The following is a 22,091-nucleotide window of genomic DNA, read 5'->3' as shown; positions in this document are numbered from 1 at the left end:
CGGTGGGGGCGGCGCCAGCCGCGATGGGTTGAGGGCGACACGGCTGAGCGGAACCGATGAAAAGGCTCGCGGCTTGCGCCGCTCCTACTAAGGGTGCGAAACATGCGCCCCAAAGGCGCTCTGGAAGCGCGTGCCGTTGTCCCGCGGGGCACGCCTCTAAGGCATCTTGGGGCACGGAGGCGCTCGTCAGCGTGCCTGCTCGGCGATGAATATCTCGACGCGGCGGTTCATCGCTCGCCCCGCCGCAGTCGCATTGTCGGCGATCGGCTGATAGGAACCGCGACCATCGATCGAGATACGCTGCGCCGAAACCCCACGCATGACCAAGTAGTCGCGCACGGCAGCCGCACGATTCACCGACAGCGGGTTGTTGACCGCGTCCGAGCCCGTGCTGTCGGTATGGCCGATGATCGAGACGGTGGTGACCGGGTGCTGATTCAGGGTGGACGCCAGGTTGTCGAGCACCGGACGCATATTGGGCTTGATGTCGAAGCGACCAACGTCGAAGGACAGGTCGGAGGGAATCTGCACCTTCAACTGGTTGTCCGCAGTCTGGCTGACGCCAATGCCGGTACCGGCGGTGGCCTGCTCCATGGCAGCGCGCTGCTGCTGCATATTCTGCGACCACAGATAGCCACCTGCCGCACCGAGCGCTGCGCCGACAGCCGCACCGGTTGCAGTGCTCCGCCCCCGGTTACCGCCTGCCGTCGCACGGCCAATGACAGCCCCTGTCACTGCACCAATCCCCGCGCCCACGGCGGTGTCACGCTGAGTCTCGGTCATCGTCGCGCAACCGCTGAGACCAGCCATCGCAAGGGTGAGCGCCGAAAGGGTAATAGCGAGTTTCTTCATGTCGTTTTGCCTCCGTTATTGTCCGGATCCGTGATTATCGTCTTGCTGCCGTTTCACTCTAGCCCATTCGAGTGCAACAGAAAATGACGCTGCACGCTGTCTTCAGCCGCGTAAGGCGTTGAACAGCGCAAACCCTGCCCAGGTCATCAGCAGGGAGCCCAGGACATGGGTCAGCAGATGCACGCCCAGCCAGCCCAGCGCCCCGCGCTGCAGCAGGTGGAATGCCTCGGCCGAGAAGGTCGAAAAGGTCGTCAGGCCACCCAACAGCCCCGTCGTCAGCAGCAACTTCAGGGCGGACGACATCGCCGGCCAGGCCTGCACCGCAGCCAGCGCCACGCCCATCAGCAGACCGCCGACCAGGTTGGCCGCCAGAGTGCCGAGCGGTACCAAGGCGAACACCGGGTTCAGCCACAGCCCAAGCCCCCAGCGCAGCCAGGCGCCACACGCCGCGCCCACCCCTACCGCCGCAAATGCCGCAAGATTCATTCCCACCGCTCCATCGTCAAGCGTTCGCACATACGCGCCCCGAGGCATCAGGCTCACATGCGGATTCTAACCGCGGCGGTGCAGCATCCGAGCCGGCGGGGCGGATCGGCTACAATTGGCGGGTTATCGCACCCTGGCAAGCACGGCCCGGGCCGCAGCGCCCTCACCAGAACGCTCAACAGATGAAACCCGAAAAAAACTCCGCCACCGAAGCCCCCGTCGTTTCCAATTTCATCCGCAACATCATCGACGAGGACATCCGCACGGGGAAATGGGGTGGCCGCGTCGAAACGCGCTTCCCGCCCGAGCCCAACGGCTACCTGCATTACGGCCACGCCAAGTCGATCTGCCTGAACTTCGGCCTGGCCGAGTCCTATGGCGGAGCCTGCCACATGCGCTTCGACGACACCAACCCCGAAAAGGAAGAGCAGGAATACGTCGACGCCATCATCGAGGCGGTGAAGTGGCTCGGCTTCGAGTGGGGCGAGCATCTGTACTTCGCATCCGACTATTTCGATCGCATGCACGACTGTGCGCTCAGCCTGATCAGGGCCGGCAAGGCCTATGTGGATTCGCAGTCAGCCGAGGAGATGCGTGCCAACCGCGGCACGCTGACCGAGCCGGGCAAGGACAGTCCGTACCGCAACCGCAGCATCGAGGAAAACATCGGGCTGTTCGCGCGCATGCGCGCAGGTGAGTTCGCCGAAGGCACGCACATCCTGCGAGCGAAGATCGACATGGCGAGCCCCAACATCAACCTGCGCGACCCGGCGATCTACCGTATCCGCCATGCCACACACCACCGCACGGGCGACGCCTGGTGCATCTACCCGATGTACACCTTCGCCCACCCGATCGAAGACGCAATCGAGAGCATCACCCACTCGGTGTGCACGCTCGAATTCGAGGACCAGCGCCCGTTCTACGACTGGCTGCTCGACGCGCTCGCCGCTGCGGGCCAGTTCCCGCGCCCGCTGCCGCAGCAGATCGAGTTCGCCCGCCTGAACCTGACCTACGTGGTGCTCTCCAAGCGCAAGCTGATCCAGCTCGTCAATGAAGGCCATGTGGACGGCTGGGACGACCCACGCCTGCCCACGCTCATCGGCGCCCGCCGCCGCGGCTTCACCGCTACGGGCTTCCGCCGCTTTGCAGAGCGTATCGGCGTGTCCAAGGCGGACTCGTGGATCGACATGAGCGTGCTGGAGGAATGCATGCGCGACGACCTCAACGAAGCCGCCGAGCGTCGCGTCGCCGTGCTCGATCCGCTCAAGCTGGTCATCACGAACTACGCCGAAGGCGCCTCCGAACTGTGCCAGGCGCCGAACCACCCGCTCAAGCCCGAGCTCGGCAAGCGTGACATGCCCTTCGGCCGTGAGCTGTGGATCGAGCGCGAGGACTTCATGGAAGAGCCGGTCAAGGGCTTCCACCGTCTGTACCCCGGCAACATGGTGCGCCTGCGCTACGGCTTCGTCGTCAAGTGCATTGGCTGCGAAAAGGACGCCGCCGGCAACATCACCGCCGTGCTCGCCGAGTACATGTCCGACTCCAAGTCCGGCACGCCCGGCGCCGACAACTACAAGGTCAAGGGCAACCTGCACTGGGTGTCGGTCGCGCACGGCTACGAGGCAGAGGTGCGCATCTACGACCGCCTGTTCGCCCACCCCCATCCCGGCCAGCGCCGCGAGGGCGACGCGCCCGACGCCGAGCGCAGCTTCCTCGACGACATCAACCCGGACAGCAAGCGCATCATCACCGCCTACCTGGAACCCGCGCTCAAGGATGCACAACCGGAAGAGCGCTTCCAGTTCGAACGCCACGGCTACTTCGTGGCCGACCGGGTGGACTCCAGGCCCGGCGCACCGGTCTTCAATCGCACGGTGACGCTGAAGGATTCGTGGGCGAAGGGCGGGAAGTAAGCCCCAGCCAAAGGAGAGCGAGCATGGCCATCTCAGCCCGAACGACCGACCCAATCGCAGCCTCGCTCGACTGCCTGCGCGGCCACCTGCCACCCGGCAGCCGCGTGATCGTGTTCGGTTCACAAGCACGCGGGGAGGCTCGCGATGACAGCGACCTCGACCTGCTCGTAGTGGAGCCGGAGGTGCACAACCGTTTCGACGAGATGGCCCGCCTCGCCTCCCTGCTCGGTCGTCAATTGATCCCGGCCGACGTGGTCGTGATGAGCGATGAAGCGTTCGAGCAGGAGTGCACCCAGCCGAACACCCTCGCTTGGCGCGCCACTCGCGAAGGACGGGTCCATGCATTCCCCCGGTGAACCCGCGCTCGGGTTGCTGCGCAGGGCGCGGGACGATGCCTACGTGGTCGACCGTTTGGCGCAGGATCCCGCAGCACCGGACTGGGTCATCGGATTCCACGCCCAGCAGACGGCAGAAAAAGGTATCAAAGCCGTTCTCGCAAATGCGAACGTCCTCTTTCCGAGGACGCACAACATCGCGATGCTGCTCGCTCTGCTAAAGCAGAACGGAATTCAGCCTCCCGACCAGGACATATTCCTCGAGAGGCTTACCCCCTTCGGAGTTGCGGCCCGATACGACACGGAACTGGATCAAAGCTTTTCCCTGAACCGGGAACGCACCCGATTGGAAACACTGGCGCTGCTCGAGTGGGCTGAAGCGATTTTGAGTAACGCCAAGAATGGCTCAGTGGGATCTCCATGACGGTACCCAAGTACCACGAACTCATTCGTCCCCTGATCGATGGCGAGGAGTTCGCCCGGCTCGCGGTCGAACACAAGGTCGGCGTGTCGGTGAAGCGCAGGATCGAGTTGAAACGCCTCGACTCCGACTTCTTCGACGAGCTCTGAACGTCCACGCTCGATGAATGCCCTGCGCCGTCTTCTTCTCCTCGCACTCCTCGCCGCGCTGCTAGGCGCGGGGATCTGGTGGCTCACCAGACCGAAGCCGGTCGAGGTGGTGGTGCATGAGGTCGCCCGCGGCACGGTCGAGGCCACGCTGACCAATACCCGTGCGGGCGAGATAGAGGCCTGCCAGCGCACACGGCTGGCCACCATAGTGGGCGGCCGTATCGACTGGCTGGGGGTGGAAGAGGGCGACCGGGTGGAAGCCGGGCAGGTGCTGATGCGCCTGTGGCACGGCGACCTGGATGCGCGCGCGGCGGTCAATCGGGCCCAACTCGCAACCGCCCGCCAGCGCGTGCACGAAGCCTGCACCCTGGCCGACAACGCCGAGCGCGAGGCGGCACGCCAGGCGCAGCTGGTGCGGCGTGGTTTTGTTTCCGCCAGCGTCGAGGAGCGTGCGCGCACCGAGGCGCGCGCACGCCGCGCCGCCTGCGACACCGCCCGTGCCGACATCGCCACCGCCGAGGCCCAGCTCGCCGCCACCGAAACCGAACGCCAGCGCCTGGTGCTCACCGCGCCCTTCTCCGGCACGGTGGCCAAGATCAGCGGCGAGCTGGGCGAATACTCCACGCCCTCTCCCCCCGGTGTGCCGACACCGCCGGCCATCGACCTCATCGACGATTCCTGCCTCTACGTGAAGGCACCGATGGACGAGATCGACGCGCCCAGAATCCAGCCTGGGCTGCCGGTTCGGATCACGCTCGAAGCCATGCCCGGCACCGTGTTCGAAGGCCGGGTCAAGCGCGTCGCACCCTACATCACCGCGGTCGAGCGCCAGGCCCGCACCGTGGCGGTCGACGTGGACTTCGTGCGCCCCGAGGAGGCGCGCGGCATGCTCGTGGGCTACAGCGCCGACGTCGAGATCGTGCTCGCCACCCGCGCCGACACGCTGCGCATCCCCACCAGCGCGCTGCGCGAAGGCAGGCGGGTGCTGGTCGTCGAGGGCGACACCCTGATCGAGCGCGAACTCGAGACCGGGGTGGCGAACTGGGCGTTCACCGAGGTCCTGTCCGGACTGGCCGCAGGTGAGCGTATCGTGACTTCGCTGGAGCGCGACGGCGTGTCTGCGGGCGCGAAGGTGACCCTTCAGGCTGCGCCCTGAGCACACATGCAGCACAGCCGAGACGTACGCACGGCCATGGCCCAGATCGAACTCGACGGCATACATCGCATCTTCAGGCTCGGTGACAGCGAGGTGCATGCGCTGCGCGACGTGAGCCTGCGCATCGAGGCCGGCGACTACGTCTCGGTGATGGGGCCCTCCGGTTCTGGAAAGTCCACCCTGCTCAACCTGCTCGGCCTGCTCGACCGCCCCGACGGCGGCAATTACCACCTGGAAGGTCGCGACGTCACGACGCTGTCGGCGGACGAACAGGCGGCAGTGCGCAGCGCACGCATCGGCTTCGTGTTCCAGAGCTTTCACCTCGTGCCACGGCTGACGGCAGCGGAGAACATCGGCTTGCCGCTGATGCTGGCCGGCCTGGCGGCCACCGAGCGTAGTGCGCGCATCGCGCAGGCGCTGAGGGACTTCGGCCTCGAAGGCCGCGCCCACCACCGACCGGAGGAACTCTCCGGTGGTCAGCGCCAGCGCGTGGCGATCGCCCGCGCCACCATCATGCGCCCGGCCGTCCTGCTGGCCGACGAACCCACGGGCAACCTTGACCGCAGCACCGGTCACGAGGTCACCGCCCTGCTCGAGGCGCTCAACACTGCGGGCACCACGCTGATCGTGGTCACCCATGACCCAGCGATGGGCGAGCGTGCCCATCGCTGGCTGCGCATGGAGGACGGTGCCATCGCCCAGGATCTGCGCCGGCACGAGCTGCCTGCATGAGCCCGACCGACACCCTGCGCTTCGCCACCCGCGCCGCCACCGCCTACCCGCTGCGCACCGCGCTGATGACGCTGGCGATGTCGATCGGCGTCGCCGCAGTCGTGGTGCTGACCGCGCTCGGCGACGGCGCGCGCCGCTATGTGGTGGGCGAATTCGCTGCGCTCGGCGCACAGCTGCTGATCGTGCTGCCTGGGCGCACCGAGACCGGCGGCGTCAATCCGGGCAGCTTCGTCACCAGCACCCCGCGCGAACTCACCAATGCCGACGCCGCAGCCCTGTTGCGCCTGCCACTGGTGCAGCGCGTGGCACCGATCACGGTGGGCAACACCGAGGTTGCAGCCGCTGGCCGGCTGCGCGAGGTGATGGTGGTCGGCACCAGCACCGATTTTCTCGAACTGCGCGGCATGCGCATGGCACACGGCAGCTTCCTGCCCCGCGAGGACTTTGAGCGCGCCAGTGCGCTGGCGGTACTCGGCGACGCCATCCGCGCCGAACTGTTCGGCCACGAACCGGCGGTCGGCCGCATGATCCGGGTCGGCGACACCCGGCTGCGCGTCATCGGTACGCTCGCTCCGGGCGGCCAGGGCCTGGGCATGACGACCGACGAACTGGTGCTGGTGCCGGTCGCCACGGCGCAAGCCATGTTCAACACCAATGGCCTGTTCCGCATCCTGGTCGAGACCACCCGGCGCGATGCCCTGCCCGCCGCCCAGCGCCAGCTCGAGGAGTTGCTGCGCGCACGCCGCGACGGCGAACTCGACGTCACCGTGATCACCCAGGACGCCGTGCTCGGCACCTTCGACCGCATCCTCGGCGCACTCACACTGGGCGTCGCCGGCATCGCCGCGATCAGTCTCGCCGTAGCCGGCATCCTGGTGATGAACGTGATGCTGGTGGCGGTCACCCAGCGCACGGCCGAGATCGGCCTGCTCAAGGCACTCGGCGCCAGCACCGCGAGCATCCGTGCCGCTTTCCTCACCGAGGCCGCGCTGCTGTCGGTCGCGGGCGCGCTCACCGGCTTCGCGCTCGGCCACCTCGGCGCCTGGGGCGTGCGCCTGACCTGGCCCATGCTGCCTGCCTGGCCGCCCGACTGGGCGGTGATCGCCGCGCTTGGCACCGCGCTCGGCACCGGCATCGCCTTCGGCGTGCTGCCCGCGCGCCGCGCCGCCGCGCTCGATCCGGTACAAGCCCTGGCCAGGCGCTGACACAGCATGCGCTGGCAGGACAGTCTCCACCTCGCCCTGCGCGCGCTCACCGCGCACCGGCTGCGCAGCTTCCTGACCCTGCTCGGCATCGCCGTGGGCATCGCCGCGGTGATCTTGCTGACGTCGATCGGCGAGGGCCTGCACCGCTTCGTGCTCGCCGAGTTCAGCCAGTTCGGCACCAATGTGCTCAGCATCACGCCTGGCCGCCAAGGCGCGCGCGGCGGCCCCCCCGGCCTGCCCTCCACCGCGCGCGACCTCACCCTTGACGATGCGGCAGCGCTTGCACAGCTGCCCCATGTGCGCCAGGTCAGCGCCTCTGTGAGCGGCAACGCCGAGGTCCGTGCCCAGGGGCGTGTGCGACGCACGATGGTGCTCGGTGTCGGACCGCAGATGCAGGAGGTGTACTCGATCCGCGTGCGCATCGGCCAGTTCCTGCCGCCAGACGAAGCAAGCAGCGCGCGCGCCTTCGTCGTGCTGGGCGCAAAGCTGAAACGGGAGCTCTTCGGCGTCGGCAACGCACTCGGCGAACGCGTGCAGATTGGTGACGAGCGCTTCCGCGTCGTCGGCATCATGGAGGAAAAGGGTCAGTTCCTCGGCGTTGACCTGGACGACGCCGCCTACATCCCGGTGGCGCGCGGCCTGGCCTTGTTCCGCCGCGACGGCGTGATGGAGATCGCGCTCACCTATGCGCCCACGGTACCGGCCGCACAGGTGGCCGAGAGCGTACGCACGCTGATGAGCGCCCGCCACGGCCGCGAGGACTTCACCATCATCACGCAGGAGGACATGCTCGCCACCTTGTCGAACATCCTCGCCATCCTTACCGCCGCGGTCGGCGCACTCGGCGGCATCTCGCTGGTGGTGGGCGGCGTCGGTATCGTCACCATCATGACGATTGCCGTCAGCGAGCGCACCAACGAGATCGGCTTGCTCGTCGCCCTCGGCGCACGCCGACGCACCATCCTCGCAATCTTCCTCGGCGAAGCAGTGGTGCTGGCAAGCCTGGGCGGCCTGCTCGGCCTGGCCGCCGGCATCGGACTCGCTCAGGGCATCGGCCTGCTGTTGCCGGCGATGCCGGTCAGCACCCCATGGCATTTCGTTGTCATCGCCCAGGCGCTCGCGATGATGGTCGGCCTGCTCGCCGGCGTCCTGCCAGCGCGGCGCGCTGCGGGCATGAACGCCGTCGACGCGCTGCGGGCGGAATAGCACGCCTGGTGACGAGGCCGCAGGTGCTTGATTTTTGTCAAACTCCTGGCAGATCGAGCAGCGCGGCAACGCACATCGGCTAGATTGAAATCAAGCGTGACGTGAAATATTTCACGCGCACAACGAATGGACTTCAGTCATCGCAAAAGAACGACACGAGGAGATGATCATGTGCACGCTGGATGCCCCCATCGCCCGCTGCGAAGCCGCCCGTACCATGGTAGTGCTGGATGAAACCCAGATGGAATGCGCAGCCGAGCATGAATGCCCGCCAGGGCGCAAGTGTCCGCTGCAGGGATGCTTTGCCAAGGTGAGCGGCCTGTACGAGGCCCACCCCGAACTCGATGCGCGCATGCGCAGGACTTCACGCGAGGCCGCGCACTGACGCCGCAGTTCAAGCGCTGCGGCCTGCACCGAGCGTCGCGGCGAACGCGGCGAGCACGCCCGACCTGGCGCCCGGACTCCACGCCCGAGGACGACGGCTGGTGCCCTGACAAGGCGCCAGCCGTTCGCTTTTTGACGACATTGAGGAACCCCGGGCTGACGCGCATAGTCAGTTTCTCCCGCATAGAACGATAATGTGCCGCGCGCCATGGTGCCGACGGCAGCCTCGAAGGGAGATCACGAACATGTGCATGAAGCGGGTGAAGGCGTGCTGACCAGCATCGGACTGATCGCGTTGGCGATGCTGGCCGCGCCGTTGCTGACCCGTCCGCTGGACGATCGCGCGGGCTGGATCCTCGCGCTCGCGCCGCTTTCGGTGTTTGCCTATTTCGTCACGCTGGTGCCCGAGGTCGCACAGGGCGGCGTCATCACGCAGAGCGTGACCTGGGTCGGCACGCTCGGCATCGAACTCGCATTCCGCCTGGACGGACTGTCGTTGCTGTTCGCCCTGCTGATCAGCGGCATTGGCACGCTGATCGTGCTGTATGCCGGCGCCTACCTGTCCGACCATCACCAGCTTGGCCGCTTCTACGCCTACCTGCTGGGCTTCATGGCCGCCATGCTCGGCCTGGTGCTTGCGGACGACCTGATCGTGATGTTCGTGTTCTGGGAGCTGACCAGCGTCACCTCCTTCCTGCTCATCAGCTTCCAGCACGACCAGGCGGAGTCTCGGCGCTCGGCGCTGCAGGCCCTGCTCATCACCGGCGGCGGCGGCCTGGCCCTGCTCGCCGGCCTGATCCTGCTCGGCGATGTCGGCGGCAGCTGGCAGTTCTCGGGGCTCTCTCCCGCGCTGATCGCCGATCACGCACTCTACCCCGCCATCCTCGCCCTGGTGCTGCTCGGCGCCTTCACCAAGTCGGCCCAGGTGCCTTTCCACCTCTGGCTGCCAAACGCGATGGCCGCACCCACACCGGTGTCGGCCTACCTGCACTCGGCGACCATGGTCAAGGCGGGCGTGTACCTGCTCGCACGCCTGAACCCATCGCTCAGCGGCTCGATGAGCTGGAGCACGATCCTGATCACTGTCGGCGCCACCACCGCGCTGGTCGGCGCCGTACTGGCAATCCGCCAGACCGACCTCAAGCGCGTACTGGCCTACACCACGGTCACCGTGCTCGGCCAGCTCACCATGCTGCTCGGCACCAATACCCCCTATGGCCTGCAAGCCTTCGCGATCTACCTGGTCGCGCATGCCTTCTACAAGGCAGCGCTGTTCATGGCGGTGGGCTCGATCGACCACGCGACCGGCACACGCCAGATCTCCAGGCTCGGCGGCCTGCTGCGCTACATGCCGCTCACCGGCTTTGCCGTCGCACTGGCGGCGTTCTCCAACGCCGGCCTGCCACCGTTCTTCGGCTTCATTGCCAAGGAGTTCAAGTACGCCGGCCTCATCGAGCTCGGCATGGCGGGCTGGGTCACCACGCTGGTTATGATTCTCACCAATGCCTTGCTGCTCACCGCTGCCGGTCTCGTGTTCGTGCGCGCCTTCCTCGGCAAGGAAGGCCGCTATCCGCACACGCCACACGAGGTGAGCCTGCCGATGTGGATCGGCCCCATGCTGCTGGCCGTGGGTGGCTTCGTGTTCGGCGCCTTCAACAACCTCGCCGAGGTCTGGCTGATCGACGCCGCCGTGCAGGCGGTGTCCGGCACCGCCGTGCCGGTCAACCTCTACCTGTGGGGCGGAATCACGCCGGCTCTGGTGGCCAGCCTGCTCACGGTTGCCCTGGGTGTGTTCTTCTACCTGCGGCGGACCCGCGTGCGGCGGCGCCTGTCGCTGTGGCGTGTGCTGTGGCGCACCAGCGGCGACATGATCTGGGACCGCCTGCTCAAGCGCGTCTTCCTGTTTGCAGGCGGGGTGGCCGACCGCTTCCAGCATGGTTCGCTGCGCCAGCACATCAGCGCGCTGGTGGTCGCGATCGTCGGTTTCGCCCTCATCGGGGTCTTCGCCTCCACCGGAGAAGACCTGGCCTGGCCCGAAGTCACCAACCCGGTCAATCTCGCCGCCCTGGTCGGCTGCGTGCTTGCGGTTGCCGGTGCCGCCGCCGCCGCGGTCATGCCGGGCCGCGTGGCCCTGATCGCGACCCTGGGTGCGAGCGGTCTCGGGCTGGCGCTGTTCTTCCTCGCCGCACGCGCGCCCGACGTGGCCATCACGCAGCTGATGGTGGAGACGCTGACCGTCATCTTTCTGGCCCTGGTGCTGCGCAACCTGCCGCCAACGCGGATGGTCGGCTCGCGCAAACCGGCAGCCAAACGCTTTCATGCCCTCATCGCCGGCGCGATCGGGCTGGTCGTGAGCGCGATGATGCTGATGACCGTCAGCCAGCCCTTGCCGGGCGACATCGCGCGCTGGTACCTGGACAACAGCCTGCCGGGCGGCCACGGCGCCAACGTGGTGAACGTGATCCTGGTCGATTTCCGCGCCCTGGACACCCTGGGCGAGATCCTGGTCGTCGGGCTGGCCGCACTCGCGGCCGCGCCCCTGCTCGGCAGCGGCAAACCCGGCAAGGTCGCAGCCGAAGGCAGTTCGGACTTCGGCTCGGTGCTGCTGCGCCACGGCATCCGCCCGCTGTCTGCGCTGCTCGCGCTGATTTCGCTGATGCTGCTGTGGCGCGGCCACAACCTGCCCGGTGGCGGCTTCATCGGCGGGCTGGTGGCGGCGACCTCGGCGGTGCTGCTGGCACTGGCTTTTGGCGTCAACCGCGCGCGCGCCGTGCTGCGCGTACCGCCGACCACCGTCCTCGCCGTCGGCCTCGCCCTGGCTGCATCAGCGGGCGTGATCGGCCTGCTGCAGGGCCAGGCCTTCCTCACCGGCGGCTGGCTGTTCCCCGGCGGGCTGCCGCTGGGGACCCCCCTGCTGTTCGATGTCGGCGTCTTCTTCACCGTGCTGGGCGGCGTGCTGCTGATGCTGTTCCGACTGCTCGAGCGCGAGGACTGAACCATGGAAATCATCGCCTCCATCACCGTCGGCCTGCTCGTCGCCATCGGCATCTGGATGATGCTTGACCGCGGCCTGCTGCGCGTCGTGCTCGGCGTCATCGTGCTCGGCAACGGGGTCAATCTCGCCGTGTTCGTCTCCGGCCGCCTCGATGGCCGCGCCGCCGCCTTCGTGGGCGAGAGCGGCGCCCCCGCGCTGGCCGCCAACCCGCTGCCCCAGGCGCTCGTGCTGACCGCAATCGTCATCGGCTTCGCTCTCTTCGTGTTCGCACTCGCCGTACTCAAGCGCAGCTGGGAGCTGCACGACAACGTCGAGACCGATCGCATCACGGCGGTGGCCGAGGAGCCGGCACCGGACCTGGCGCCCAAGCCCGTCGCGGACGGCCACGCCACGCCCGCAAGGGCAGCGGAAACGGAGGGCAAGGCATGAACGCCCTCATCATCGCACCCATCCTGATCCCGCTCGCCACCCTGGTCCTGACCCTGCTCGCACGTCGCCACGACCGCCTTGCGACCTTCTTCAGCCTTGCCGGCGCTACCGCCCTGGCCGCGGTCGGCCTGGCGCTGGTGGTGTTCGCCGCGGAGGGGCGCATCCTCGCCAGCCAGGCCGGCAGCTGGGCGGCACCCTACGGCATCAGCGTGGTGATCGACCGCCTCTCCGCCGCCATGGTGGCGATCACCGGCATCATCGGCCTTGCAACCGTGGTGTTCGCGCTGGCGCGCGACGACGACCCGGCGCGCAGCCGCGGCTTCCACCCACTGGTGCACGGCCTGCTGGTCGGCGTGTGCGGCGCCTTCATCACGGGCGACGTGTTCAATCTCTACGTCTGGTTCGAGGTGCTGCTGGTGGGCTCGTTCGCCCTGCTGGTGCTGGGTGGCGGCAAGCGCCGGCTATCCGGCACCGTGGTGTACGTGGTGCTCAACCTGGTCGCAACGATGATGTTCCTGCTCGCCGCCGGCATGCTTTACGGCGCCAGCGGTAGCCTCAACATGGCTTTGCTGGCGCAGGCCTTCGCCGCCGGCGAGGTGCCGGCCACGGCCAATGCAGCGATCGTACTGATGCTCACCGCGTTCTCGATCAAGGCGGCGCTGTTCCCGGTGTTCGGCTGGCTGCCGGCGTCCTACCACGTCGCGTGGACGCCGATCTCCGCACTGTTCGCCGGCCTGCTCACCAAGGTGGGGGTGTATGCACTGATCCGCATCGTCACCCTGTTCTGGCCGGACGCAGGTATCGCCCACGACGTGCTGCTGTGGGTGGCGTGCGCGACCATGCTCATCGGCGTGCTCGGCGCCGCGGCCCAGGTCGAGGTACGGCGCATCCTGTCCTTTCACATCGTCAGCCAGGTCGGCTACATGATCCTGGGCCTGGCGCTGGCCACGCCGCTCGCGCTCGCCGGCGCCGTGTTCTACCTCATCCACCATATCGTCGTGAAGGCAAACCTGTTCTTCATCGGCGGCATCGCCGCCCGCCTGACCGGCTCGGAGCGCCTGGCCGCAATGGGCGGTCTGTACGCCCATGCGCCCTGGCTGGCGATCCTGTTCGCCATCCCTGCCCTGTCGCTTGCGGGCATCCCGCCGCTGTCCGGGTTCTGGGCCAAGTTCGTGCTGGTCAAGGCCAGCCTCGATGCGAGTGCCTGGATCGCCGCCGCGGTGGCCCTGGTCACCGGCATCTTCACGCTGCTGTCGATGAGCAAGATCTGGAACGAGGCCTTCCTCAAGCCCCACCCCGCGGGCGGTATCAGCGCACGCAGCGCGGCCGGCCTGCGCCCGGCGCTGTGGGCCGTGAGCGCGCTGGCTGCGATGACCGTGGCGATCGGCCTTGGTGCCGGCCCGGTGATGGACTACGCGGTCGCCGCGGCCGACCAACTCGCCGCACCACAGGCCTACATCCAGGCCGTGGTCGCGGCCGGAGGGCGATGAACATGTTGGGCTTGCATATTCTGCTTGCGGTGGGCCTGGCGGCCTTCGTCGGTGTTCTCAGCCCGCTCGGCGTGCTGGCCGCCTTTGTGGTGATCCACATCGGGCTGCGCCTGGCGAGCGACCTGCTCGGCATTCGCCGCTACGTGTGCCGGCTCGAACACGGCACGCGCTTCGCGTTCTGGTTTGCCGCCGAGATCTTCAAGGCCAGCATCGACGTCGCCCGCGTCGTGCTCGGCCGCAGCGTGCGGCCACAGCCTGCGGTGATCAAGCTGCGCCTGGCGCGCCGGGACGATCGCGTCGCCACCCTGCTCGGCTGTCTGCTGACGCTCACACCGGGCACCCTCGCCCTCGACTACGCGCCCGAATCGGGCCTGCTGTACATCCACGCCATCGACGCCCGGGACGCCGACGCAGTGGAGTCCGGCGTGCGCGAGATCGAGCGCCGGCTGCTTGCCTGGATCGATGGCGGCGAGCCGCCCGCCCCCAAGGCCACCGATGGAGGACAGGCATGATCAGCGAAATCGCCGGCGCCAGCTGGGTACTGCCCCTCACCTTCGCACTCCAGGGCATCAGCGCGGTGCTCGTGCTCGTGCGCCTGATCCGCGGCCCGCACGCAACCGACCGCGTGGTCTCGATCGATGCGCTGACCTTGCTCGGGATCGGCGTCATCGCCCTGCTGGCGCTGGCGACCGCGGAACCGATGCTGCTCGATGGCGCCGTGGTGCTGGCGCTGGTGTCATTCCTCGGTACCACGGCCTTCATCTTGATGTTCCGCCGCCGCGGCCGCGGTGCGGACGAAAAGGTGACCTGGGTGGACCGCCCGCCGCCGGACGAACCCGCCGCGCTCAGCCCGCAACCGATGGAGGACAAGCCATGAGCAACGGATTCCTCGCCTGGCTATCGTCTGCCCTGCTGTTGCTGGGCGCCCTGATCGGCCTGATTGGCGCCATTGGCGTACTGCGCCTGCCCGACAGCTACACCCGCATGCACGCTGCGAGCAAGGCGGGCGCGCTCGGCGCCGCGCTCATCCTCGGCGGCGTCGCGGCAGCCACCAGCGGCGCCTTTGCGCTGGCGGCAGTGTTCGCCCTGGTCATCGTGCTCGCCACCGCACCGCTCGCCGCGCACGCCATGGCGCGCGCTGCCCACCGCTCGGGAATGACACCTAAGACCGGGCCGCTGGGCGACGAGCTCGCCGCCGACGTCGCGCGCGAACGCGCTCAGGCCTCTGCATCCCGCCATGGAGACTGAGCGCAGACCTGGGTAGCGCTCAGAACCCCTCGTCCGCGCGCAGAAAACGCCACTGCCCGAGTGGCAGATCGCCGAGCTTGACGCGGCCGATACGCACGCGCTTGAGGCCAACGACCTTCAGGCCCACAAGTTCGCACATGCGGCGGATCTGGCGTTTGCGGCCTTCGTTGAGCACGAAGCGCAACTGGTCGTCGTTGATCCACTCGACCTTGGCGGGGCGCAGCGGACGGTCGTCGAGCATGAGGCCATGGTTGAGCAAGGCCAGGCCGCCGTCGATGATGCGGCCTTCGACCCGTACCAGGTACTCCTTGTCGACCTTGGAGTCCTCACCGATGAGCTGGCGGGCGATGCGGCCATCCTGGGTCAGCACCAGCAGGCCGGTGGAGTCGATGTCCAGCCGCCCCGCAGGCGCGAGCTGCTTGAGGTGGCTGGGGTGGAAGCGCTGCGCCGTGTCGCGGTCGAACTGGTTGTCGGCACCGATCAGGCTCACCGCGGGCGCATAGCCAGGCTCGGGTTGGCCGGAAACAAAGCCCACTGGCTTGTGCAGCAGGATGGTGACGCGCTGCTGCTGGCTGCGCGTGGCCTCGGGCGCGAGCGTGACACGGGCATCGGGGTCGATACGCACACCGAGTTCGGACACACGCTTGCCTTCGACGAAGACCCAACCGCGCTCGATGTACTCGTCGGCCTCGCGTCGCGAGCACAGCCCGCGCTCGGCCATCACCTTGGACAGGCGCACGCCCTCCGGCAGGGGGCGATCGGCAGCCGGATGCTCAGCCGGCCGCGGCGTCGGCGCCAGCGCGCGCGCAGTCGCCGGCGCCGGCCTGGCGCGCGGCGGGCGATCGGCTTGCGGCGGCCGCTCCCTGGACCGTTGCGGGCGCTCTTCGGCGCGCTGTGTACGCTCGCCACGTGGCGAGCGCTCGTCCTGGGCTTGGCGTGCCGATCCAGGCTTGCGCGCAGGCTTCTCGGCCACGGTCTTCTCGGCTGCTGTCTTCGCTGCCGGAGGGGGAGCAGCCTCGCCCTGCGTGGCACGCGGGCGCAGCTTGAGCGTGCCTTCGATGGTCGAGGGCGCGGGCTTGGGTGGGTTGCGGCGTACGGAGCTCACACGTGATCCTTGTGCTCGGCCTCGGGCAAGCCGTCGAAGGTGCTCCAGCCCTGCTCGCGCCCGGTGGGCGGCAGGTCCTCGCGCAGTTCGACATGCTCGTGCAGATGGGCCTTGGCGATGAAATGGGCGGTAATCGGGGCGGTCAGGAACAGGAAGACGCTGATCAACACCTCGTGGATGGAAAGCGTGCCCTCGATACCGAAGAAAAACAGCATCGAGGCCACCAGCGCGCCACCGACCCCGAGCGTCGTCGCCTTGGTCGGCGCGTGCAGGCGGGTCAGCAGATCGGGCAGCTTGACCAGACCGATCGAGCCCACCAGGGCGAAGATGCCGCCGAGCACGATCAGCGCCGAGATCAGCAGTTCGAGCAGGAAGTTCATGGGCCGCTCACTCGATGACGTCGCCGCGCAGGATGAAGCGGCAGTAGGCGACGGTGGAAATGAAACCGAACATGGCGAACAGCAACGCGCCCTCGAAGAATACCGTGGTGCGTTGCTGGATGCCGAACAGGATGATGAGTGCGATGATGTTGATCACCATCGTGTCGACCGCGAGCACGCGGTCCATCAGCGAGGGCCCGCGCAGCAGGCGCCACAGGTTGAGCAGCACGGCAACCGACACCGCCGCATAGCCAAAGTTGAGGGCGTATTCGATCATGGGAAGATCTCCTTCAGGCGGGCCTCGTAGCGCGCCTTCATCTGGCGCACCGCCTCCTCCGCGTCAGGGGCGTCCAGGCAATGCACCAGCAGGCTGCGGCCATCGGCCGACAAGTCGCAGGACACCGTGCCCGGCGTCATCGTGATGGTGCCGGCGAGCACGGTGATCGCCTCGGGCGAACGCAGCTCGAGCGGCAGCGTCACCCAGCGCACGCGCAGCTGGTCGCTACGGCGGAACAGGATCAGGCGCGCGACCTGCAGGTTGGCCACTACGACGTCCCAGGCCACCAGCCCCATGTAGGCGAAGGCCTTGCCATAGGCCTTCACCGGCGGCCGTTCCGGCCAGAAACTGCTCGTCATGATCGGGATGATCACACCGAGGATCGTACCCATCACCAGCCCGCCGAAGCTGAAGCTGTTGAGCAGCAGCATCCACAGAACGATCAGCACTACGGTCAGCAGCGGATGCGGCAACCAGCGCTGGATGAAGGGGCGTTTGTCCACGCTCGCTTTCTCGGCCATCAGCGTACGCCTCCTGCGGCACCGAGCACCGCCTCGATATAGCCGGCCGGCGCAAACAGCTGCGCCGCCACGAGATCAAGCCAGGCATGGACCGGCCCGGCAAGCACGGTCAGGGCGACGAGGCCGGCAAGCAGGCCGCCCACCGCCACGAAGGGCAATGCAGGGGCCGCGCGCAGCGTGGCTGGCGGCGGCGCCTCGAGTGCATGGCTCTTCCAGAACACCAGGCTGCCACCGCGCGCGAAGCCGACGACGGCCAGCAGCGAGGTCGCCAGGATCAGCGTCCAGAACCAGGCGGCCTGCGGGTGGCTGCGCACGCTGTCGAGGACGAGCAGCTTGCCAAGGAAGCCCGACAGCGGCGGCATGCCGGCCACCGCAATCGCAGCGGCGAAGAACAGCCCGGCGATGAGGGCACCCTGGGCGAAGCGCGGCGCCTGCGTGAGCCGGTCGCGGTGCATGCCACGGCGCTCGGCCACCATGTCGGCAATCAGGAACAAGGCCCCTGCCCCAAGGGTGGAGTGCAGCAGGTAGAACAGCGCAGCGCTCATGGACTGCGGGGTGAATACCGCGACCGTCGCCAGCAGCATGCCCATCGAACCGATCACCGCGAAGCTCGCCATCTGGCCCAGGCTGCGCGCCGCCAGCACACCGGTCATGCCCAGCACCAGGGTGAGCAGACCGGCCGGCAGCAGCCAGGGCGCCGCCAGCCAGGCTGCGTCGCCGGCATCTGCACCGAAGGCCAGCACGTAGAGGCGGATGATGGAGTAGGCGCCGACCTTGGTCATGATCGCAAACAGCGCCGCCACCGGCCCCGGCGCGTTGGCGTAGGTGCCGGGCAGCCAGAAGTGAAGCGGCACCAGCGCCGCCTTGACGCCGAACACCAACAGCAGCAACACGGCCCCCGTCTGCAGCAGGGCCTGGTCGCCTGCCGGCACCTGCGGCACCTTGAGCGCGAGGTCGGCCATGTTGAGCGTGCCGGTCACGCTGTAGATGAGGCCGACCGCAATCAGGAACAGCGAGGAGCCGACCAGGTTGGTCACCACGTACTGCACGCCCGCCTTCACCCGCAGGCCGCCCCCGCCATGCACCATCAGCCCGTAGGAGGCGATGAGCAGGATCTCGAAGAACACGAACAGGTTGAAGAAGTCGCCGGTAAGGAAGGCGCCGTTGAGCCCCATGAGCTGGAACTGGAACAGAGGGTGGAAGTGCTTGCCGCGCTCATCCCAGCCGTTGATCGCATATAGCAACACGCCAAGGCCCAGGGTTGCGGTCAACACCAGCATCAGCGCCGCCAGGCGGTCGAGCACGAGGACGATGCCGAAGGGCGCCACCCAGTTGCCCAGCGCATAGACGCGGACGCTGCCATCGCTGGCCATGGCGAGCAGCACCAGGGCAACCGCCAGCAGCAGCCCCGCAGACAGGACCGAGAACACGCGCGAGAGCACGATGTCATGACGCGCCGCAATCACCAGCACGGCACCGAGGATGGCCGGCATCAGGATGGGCAGGATCAGCCAGTGGTTCATGCGCGCTCCTCGAGGCCCGCAGCGGCACGCGCGGCCGGCTCGCCCTGCTTGCGGCCGAGCAGCTTCCAGTCGTCCTCGCGTGCCTCGGGCGAGGCGTCGCCGGGCAGATCGACGTGGTCATTGCCGGTCTCTAGATAGGCGCGCAGGGACATCACCACGATGACGGCGGTCATGCCGAAGGAGATCACGATGGCGGTCAGTACCAGGGCCTGTGGCAAGGGATCGGTGTAGGCCGCGGCATCGGCGCTGATCACCGGCGGCAGATTGACGGCAAGCCTGCCCGTCGCGAACAGGAACAGGTTGGTCGCGTAGGTGAGCAGGGTGAGGCCGATGATGACCGGGAAGGTACGCGCGCGCAGCACCAGGTAGACGCCCGCGGCCGTCATCGCGCCGATCGCCGTGGCGACGAGGAATTCCATCAGTTGTGCTCCTTGCTCATGCCCATGCTGGGATCGACATCCATCGCCGTGCGGTTGACCGGCCGCTGCCCGGTCAAGCGCCCCATGCGCGACAGGTTGGCCAGCGCGAGCATCACCGCACCGACCACGGTCAGGAACACCCCGGTATCGAAGGCCATCGCACTCGCCAGCTCGAACTCGCCGACCAGCGGCAGGTGGAAGTGGTCGAAGGCCGAGGTCAGGAAGGGACGGTCGAGCACCATGGAGGCAATCCCCGTCCCCGCCGCGATCAGCACGCCGGCGCCGATCATGGCGTGGTAATTGACCCTGACGCGCTGCGCCGCCCAGCCGAAGCCGCTTGCCATGTATTGCATGATCAGCGCGATCGACACCACGAGCGCGGCGATGAAGCCGCCACCGGGCTGGTTGTGGCCGCGCAGGAAGATGTAGGCCCCCACCAGCAGCGCCAGCGGCAGCATCACCCGGGTGGCGACCACCATGATGATCGGGTGGCGGTCGACCGACACCGGCAGGTCGGGCGTCCACGCGCTCAGGCGGCGGGCAACGCGGCCATGCAGGGCACCGTCGAGCAGCGCGTAGATTGCGAGCGCGGCAATGCCGAGCACGATGATCTCGCCGAAGGTATCGAAGCCGCGGAAATCGACCAGGATCACGTTGACCACGTTGGTGCCGCCGCCGCCCGACACCGAATTCTCGAGGTAGTAGGTGGACAGCGAGCTGCCATCGCGGGTGAGCATGGCCCAGCTCACCAGCCCCATGCCGCCGCCCGCGATCAGCGCGAGCACCCCGTCACGCAGGTGGCGCAGCGGGTCGGCGCTGACGGTGGAGCTCAGCGGGCTCGCCTTGGGCAGGAAATAGAGCGCCAGCAGGATCAGGATGACGGTGGTGACTTCGACGGAGATCTGCGTCAGCGCAAGGTCGGGCGCGGACAGGTAGATGAAGGCCACGCACACGATCAGGCCCACGGTGCCCACCACCAGCACCGACAGCAGGCGCTGGCGGAAGAACATCACGGTCAGCACGCAGCCGCCGAGCAGCAGCAGCCAGGCGACCACCGCCACCGGCTCCGCCGGCAGCAGTTCGCGCGTACCGGCTTCGTGAGAAGCGCCGATGAAGGTCGCGAAGCCTGCCAGCGTCATCGCACCGATGGCAAACGCCAGGTAGCGCTGCAGCGAGCCATTATGCAAGCCATGGGTCACGCGCTGTGCCAGCGCCAGCGCAGCCGCCATGACGGCGTCGAACATCGCCTTGGCTTCCGGATGCGGCCCCGCCTGCCAGACTGCGCGCACGCGCGGATAGGCACGCAGCGCCCCCAGGCCGACCACCACGGCCACCACCGACAGCGCGAGCGCGATGTTCACACCATGCCACAGCGCCAGATGGTAGTCAGGCAGCGCGCCACCGATCACCGCCTGCGCCACCACGGCCACCAGCGGCCCCGCCACCGTCGCCGGCAGCAGCCCGATCAGCACCACCAGCATCACCAGCAGGGCTGGCGGCAGCCACAGGCCGGCGGGCGGATCGTGCGGCGTGTGCGGGTAATCGCTGCGCTGCGGCCCGAAGAAGACATGGACGATGTAGCGCAAGGAATAGGCCACCGAAAAGCAGGCCGCGAGCGTGGCCAGCGCCGGCACCACCCAGCCGTTACCCAGCCAGGCGGTCGCTGCCGCCTCGTGCAGCATCATTTCCTTGGACAGGAAGCCATTGAGCGGCGGCAGCCCCGCCATCGACGCTGCCGCGACCATGGCCAGCGTGGCGGTGACCGGCATCAGGTGCAGCAGGCCGCCCAGGCGCTTGATGTCGCGCGTGCCGGCCTCGTGGTCGATGATGCCGGCGTTCATGAACAGCGCGGCCTTGAAGGTGGCGTGATTGAGGATGTGGAACACCGCCGCCACGGCCGCCATCGGCGTGCCGAAACCGAGCAGCATGGTCACCAGGCCGAGGTGGCTGACGGTGGAGAAGGCTAGCAGGCCCTTGAGGTCGTCCTTGAACAGCGCGATCACCGCCCCCACGAGCATGGTGATGAGCCCCGTGGTGGCGACGATGTAGAACCATTCCGCCGTGCCGGCGAGCACCGGCCACATGCGCGCCATCAGGAACAGTCCCGCCTTCACCATGGTTGCCGAGTGAAGGTAGGCCGACACCGGCGTGGGCGCCGCCATCGCATGCGGCAACCAGAAGTGGAAGGGGAACTGCGCGCTCTTGGTGAAGCAGCCGGCGAGAATCAGCAGCAATGCCGGCAGGTAGAGCGGCGAAGCCTGGATGGCGTCCTTGTGCTGCAGGATGTCGGTGAGATTGTAGGAGCCGGCGATGTCGCCCAGGATCAGCATGCCGGCGATCATCGCCAGTCCGCCTGCACCGGTGACGGCAAGCGCCATGCGCGCACCCTGGCGGCCCTCGGGCAGGTGCTTCCAGTAGCCGATGAGCAGGAAGGACGACAGGCTGGTCAGTTCCCAGAACACCAGCAGCAGCAGGATGTTGTCCGACAGCACGATGCCCACCATGGCGCCCTGGAAGAGCAGCAGGTAGGTGTAGAAGCTGCCCATCGGATCGTCCTTGGCGAGATAGAAGCGCGCATAGACGATGATCAGCAGGCCGATGCCGAGGATGAGCCCGGCAAAGAAGAAGCCCAGGCCGTCGAGGAAGAAGTTGGCGTTGAGCCCGAGCGCCGGCAACCAGTCCCAGCCCGCCTGCACCACCTCGCCGCGGAACACCGCCGGCGCATGCGACAACAGCAGCGCGAAGGCAAGCAGCGTGAAGGTGAAGGTGCTGGTCGCACAGGCATTGCGCCCGGCACGGATCATCAGCGCCGGCAACAGGGCTCCGACGAAGGGTAGCAGCACGATCAGGACCAGGCTCATC

The 22,091-nt window shown here is 67.8% G+C and carries 24 protein-coding genes; 15 read left to right on the top strand and 9 right to left on the bottom strand.

All coding sequences use genetic code 11. The features are described from left to right. Positions 1–186: 186 nt before the first annotated feature. Both LQF09_RS04815 and crcB read right to left on the bottom strand, forming a co-directional pair. Entirely contained in the window at positions 187–852 is a 666-nt protein-coding gene (locus LQF09_RS04815; protein ID WP_270069331.1) for an OmpA family protein, read from the bottom strand. A gap of 102 nt (positions 853–954) precedes the next feature. Continuing rightward, the gene (gene crcB / locus LQF09_RS04810; protein WP_270069330.1) at positions 955–1,338 is read right to left on the bottom strand and encodes a fluoride efflux transporter CrcB; all 384 of its coding nucleotides are present in this window, start codon (positions 1,336–1,338) and stop codon (positions 955–957) included. Between the two features lie 182 nt (positions 1,339–1,520). Here crcB and LQF09_RS04805 point away from each other — a divergent pair, with 182 nt between their 5' ends. From LQF09_RS04805 to mnhG, 15 genes are all read left to right on the top strand, one after another. Beyond that, on the top strand, positions 1,521–3,254 hold the full coding sequence (locus LQF09_RS04805; protein WP_270069329.1) for a glutamine--tRNA ligase/YqeY domain fusion protein: 1,734 nt from the start codon (positions 1,521–1,523) through the stop codon (positions 3,252–3,254). 23 nt (positions 3,255–3,277) lie between these two features. Next, on the top strand, positions 3,278–3,610 hold the full coding sequence (locus tag LQF09_RS04800; protein WP_002932713.1) for a nucleotidyltransferase domain-containing protein: 333 nt from the start codon (positions 3,278–3,280) through the stop codon (positions 3,608–3,610). After that, entirely contained in the window at positions 3,594–4,013 is a 420-nt protein-coding gene (locus LQF09_RS04795) for a HEPN domain-containing protein (protein ID WP_270069328.1), read from the top strand. Before LQF09_RS04800 ends, LQF09_RS04795 begins: the two co-directional genes overlap by 17 nt. Beyond that, positions 4,010–4,159 (top strand): hypothetical protein, encoded by a 150-nt coding sequence (locus LQF09_RS04790; protein WP_002942897.1) that lies wholly within the window; start codon positions 4,010–4,012, stop codon positions 4,157–4,159. The genes LQF09_RS04795 and LQF09_RS04790 overlap by 4 nt, the downstream gene beginning before the upstream one ends. Before the next feature lie 13 nt (positions 4,160–4,172). Then, on the top strand, positions 4,173–5,315 hold the full coding sequence (locus LQF09_RS04785) for an efflux RND transporter periplasmic adaptor subunit (RefSeq protein ID WP_270069327.1): 1,143 nt from the start codon (positions 4,173–4,175) through the stop codon (positions 5,313–5,315). Positions 5,316–5,351: 36 nt separating this feature from the next. Further along, positions 5,352–6,047 carry an ABC transporter ATP-binding protein gene (locus LQF09_RS04780; RefSeq protein ID WP_270069849.1) on the top strand — a complete coding sequence of 232 codons (696 nt, stop codon included), beginning with the start codon at positions 5,352–5,354 and terminating at the stop codon, positions 6,045–6,047. Then, positions 6,044–7,252 (top strand): ABC transporter permease, encoded by a 1,209-nt coding sequence (locus LQF09_RS04775; protein ID WP_002932690.1) that lies wholly within the window; start codon positions 6,044–6,046, stop codon positions 7,250–7,252. The genes LQF09_RS04780 and LQF09_RS04775 overlap by 4 nt, the downstream gene beginning before the upstream one ends. Before the next feature lie 6 nt (positions 7,253–7,258). After that, positions 7,259–8,458, top strand: coding sequence for an ABC transporter permease (locus tag LQF09_RS04770; protein WP_002942910.1), 1,200 nt, complete (start codon positions 7,259–7,261; stop codon positions 8,456–8,458). Between the two features lie 169 nt (positions 8,459–8,627). Then, complete coding sequence (locus tag LQF09_RS04765; RefSeq protein WP_270069326.1) at positions 8,628–8,843, top strand: hypothetical protein; 216 nt, start codon at positions 8,628–8,630, stop codon at positions 8,841–8,843. Positions 8,844–9,050: 207 nt separating this feature from the next. Beyond that, a complete protein-coding gene (gene mbhE / locus LQF09_RS04760) occupies positions 9,051–11,837 on the top strand; it encodes a hydrogen gas-evolving membrane-bound hydrogenase subunit E (RefSeq protein ID WP_270069325.1) in 2,787 nt (928 codons plus the stop codon). Between the two features lie 3 nt (positions 11,838–11,840). Next, entirely contained in the window at positions 11,841–12,266 is a 426-nt protein-coding gene (locus LQF09_RS04755) for a Na+/H+ antiporter subunit C (RefSeq protein ID WP_002932681.1), read from the top strand. Beyond that, positions 12,263–13,756, top strand: coding sequence for a proton-conducting transporter transmembrane domain-containing protein (locus tag LQF09_RS04750; RefSeq protein ID WP_002932680.1), 1,494 nt, complete (start codon positions 12,263–12,265; stop codon positions 13,754–13,756). The genes LQF09_RS04755 and LQF09_RS04750 overlap by 4 nt, the downstream gene beginning before the upstream one ends. A 2-nt stretch (positions 13,757–13,758) precedes the next feature. After that, positions 13,759–14,268 carry a Na+/H+ antiporter subunit E gene (locus LQF09_RS04745; protein ID WP_232433309.1) on the top strand — a complete coding sequence of 170 codons (510 nt, stop codon included), beginning with the start codon at positions 13,759–13,761 and terminating at the stop codon, positions 14,266–14,268. Further along, the gene (locus LQF09_RS04740; protein WP_002932674.1) at positions 14,265–14,633 is read left to right on the top strand and encodes a monovalent cation/H+ antiporter complex subunit F; all 369 of its coding nucleotides are present in this window, start codon (positions 14,265–14,267) and stop codon (positions 14,631–14,633) included. The genes LQF09_RS04745 and LQF09_RS04740 overlap by 4 nt, the downstream gene beginning before the upstream one ends. After that, complete coding sequence (mnhG, locus tag LQF09_RS04735) at positions 14,630–15,004, top strand: monovalent cation/H(+) antiporter subunit G (protein ID WP_270069324.1); 375 nt, start codon at positions 14,630–14,632, stop codon at positions 15,002–15,004. The genes LQF09_RS04740 and mnhG overlap by 4 nt, the downstream gene beginning before the upstream one ends. Positions 15,005–15,023: 19 nt before the next feature. On the opposite strand, the gene LQF09_RS04730 is transcribed toward mnhG, so the two are convergent. Genes LQF09_RS04730 through LQF09_RS04700 form a run of 7 tightly spaced genes read right to left on the bottom strand, consistent with a single transcriptional unit; the run spans position 15,024 to position 22,090 of the window. After that, the gene (locus LQF09_RS04730; protein ID WP_270069323.1) at positions 15,024–16,109 is read right to left on the bottom strand and encodes a pseudouridine synthase; all 1,086 of its coding nucleotides are present in this window, start codon (positions 16,107–16,109) and stop codon (positions 15,024–15,026) included. Then, complete coding sequence (locus tag LQF09_RS04725; protein ID WP_002932391.1) at positions 16,106–16,489, bottom strand: Na+/H+ antiporter subunit G; 384 nt, start codon at positions 16,487–16,489, stop codon at positions 16,106–16,108. Before LQF09_RS04725 ends, LQF09_RS04730 begins: the two co-directional genes overlap by 4 nt. A gap of 7 nt (positions 16,490–16,496) precedes the next feature. After that, positions 16,497–16,766, bottom strand: a complete 270-nt coding sequence (locus tag LQF09_RS04720) for a K+/H+ antiporter subunit F (RefSeq protein WP_002932388.1) — start codon at positions 16,764–16,766, stop codon at positions 16,497–16,499. Then, positions 16,763–17,287 (bottom strand): Na+/H+ antiporter subunit E, encoded by a 525-nt coding sequence (locus LQF09_RS04715; RefSeq protein ID WP_002944701.1) that lies wholly within the window; start codon positions 17,285–17,287, stop codon positions 16,763–16,765. Before LQF09_RS04715 ends, LQF09_RS04720 begins: the two co-directional genes overlap by 4 nt. After that, positions 17,287–18,810 carry a monovalent cation/H+ antiporter subunit D gene (locus tag LQF09_RS04710; protein WP_002944700.1) on the bottom strand — a complete coding sequence of 508 codons (1,524 nt, stop codon included), beginning with the start codon at positions 18,808–18,810 and terminating at the stop codon, positions 17,287–17,289. Before LQF09_RS04710 ends, LQF09_RS04715 begins: the two co-directional genes overlap by 1 nt. Further along, complete coding sequence (locus tag LQF09_RS04705) at positions 18,807–19,229, bottom strand: Na+/H+ antiporter subunit C (RefSeq protein ID WP_002932377.1); 423 nt, start codon at positions 19,227–19,229, stop codon at positions 18,807–18,809. The genes LQF09_RS04710 and LQF09_RS04705 overlap by 4 nt, the downstream gene beginning before the upstream one ends. Beyond that, positions 19,229–22,090, bottom strand: a complete 2,862-nt coding sequence (locus LQF09_RS04700) for a monovalent cation/H+ antiporter subunit A (RefSeq protein WP_270069322.1) — start codon at positions 22,088–22,090, stop codon at positions 19,229–19,231. Before LQF09_RS04700 ends, LQF09_RS04705 begins: the two co-directional genes overlap by 1 nt. Between the last annotated feature and the right edge of the window lies 1 nt (position 22,091).

Origin of the sequence: Thauera sp. WB-2, assembly GCF_027594845.1 — a bacterium.
Lineage (GTDB): Bacteria > Pseudomonadota > Gammaproteobacteria > Burkholderiales > Rhodocyclaceae > Thauera > Thauera mechernichensis.
The sequence above is the reverse complement of the archived record's forward strand: the minus strand, read 5'-3'. Positions and strand labels throughout refer to the sequence as shown.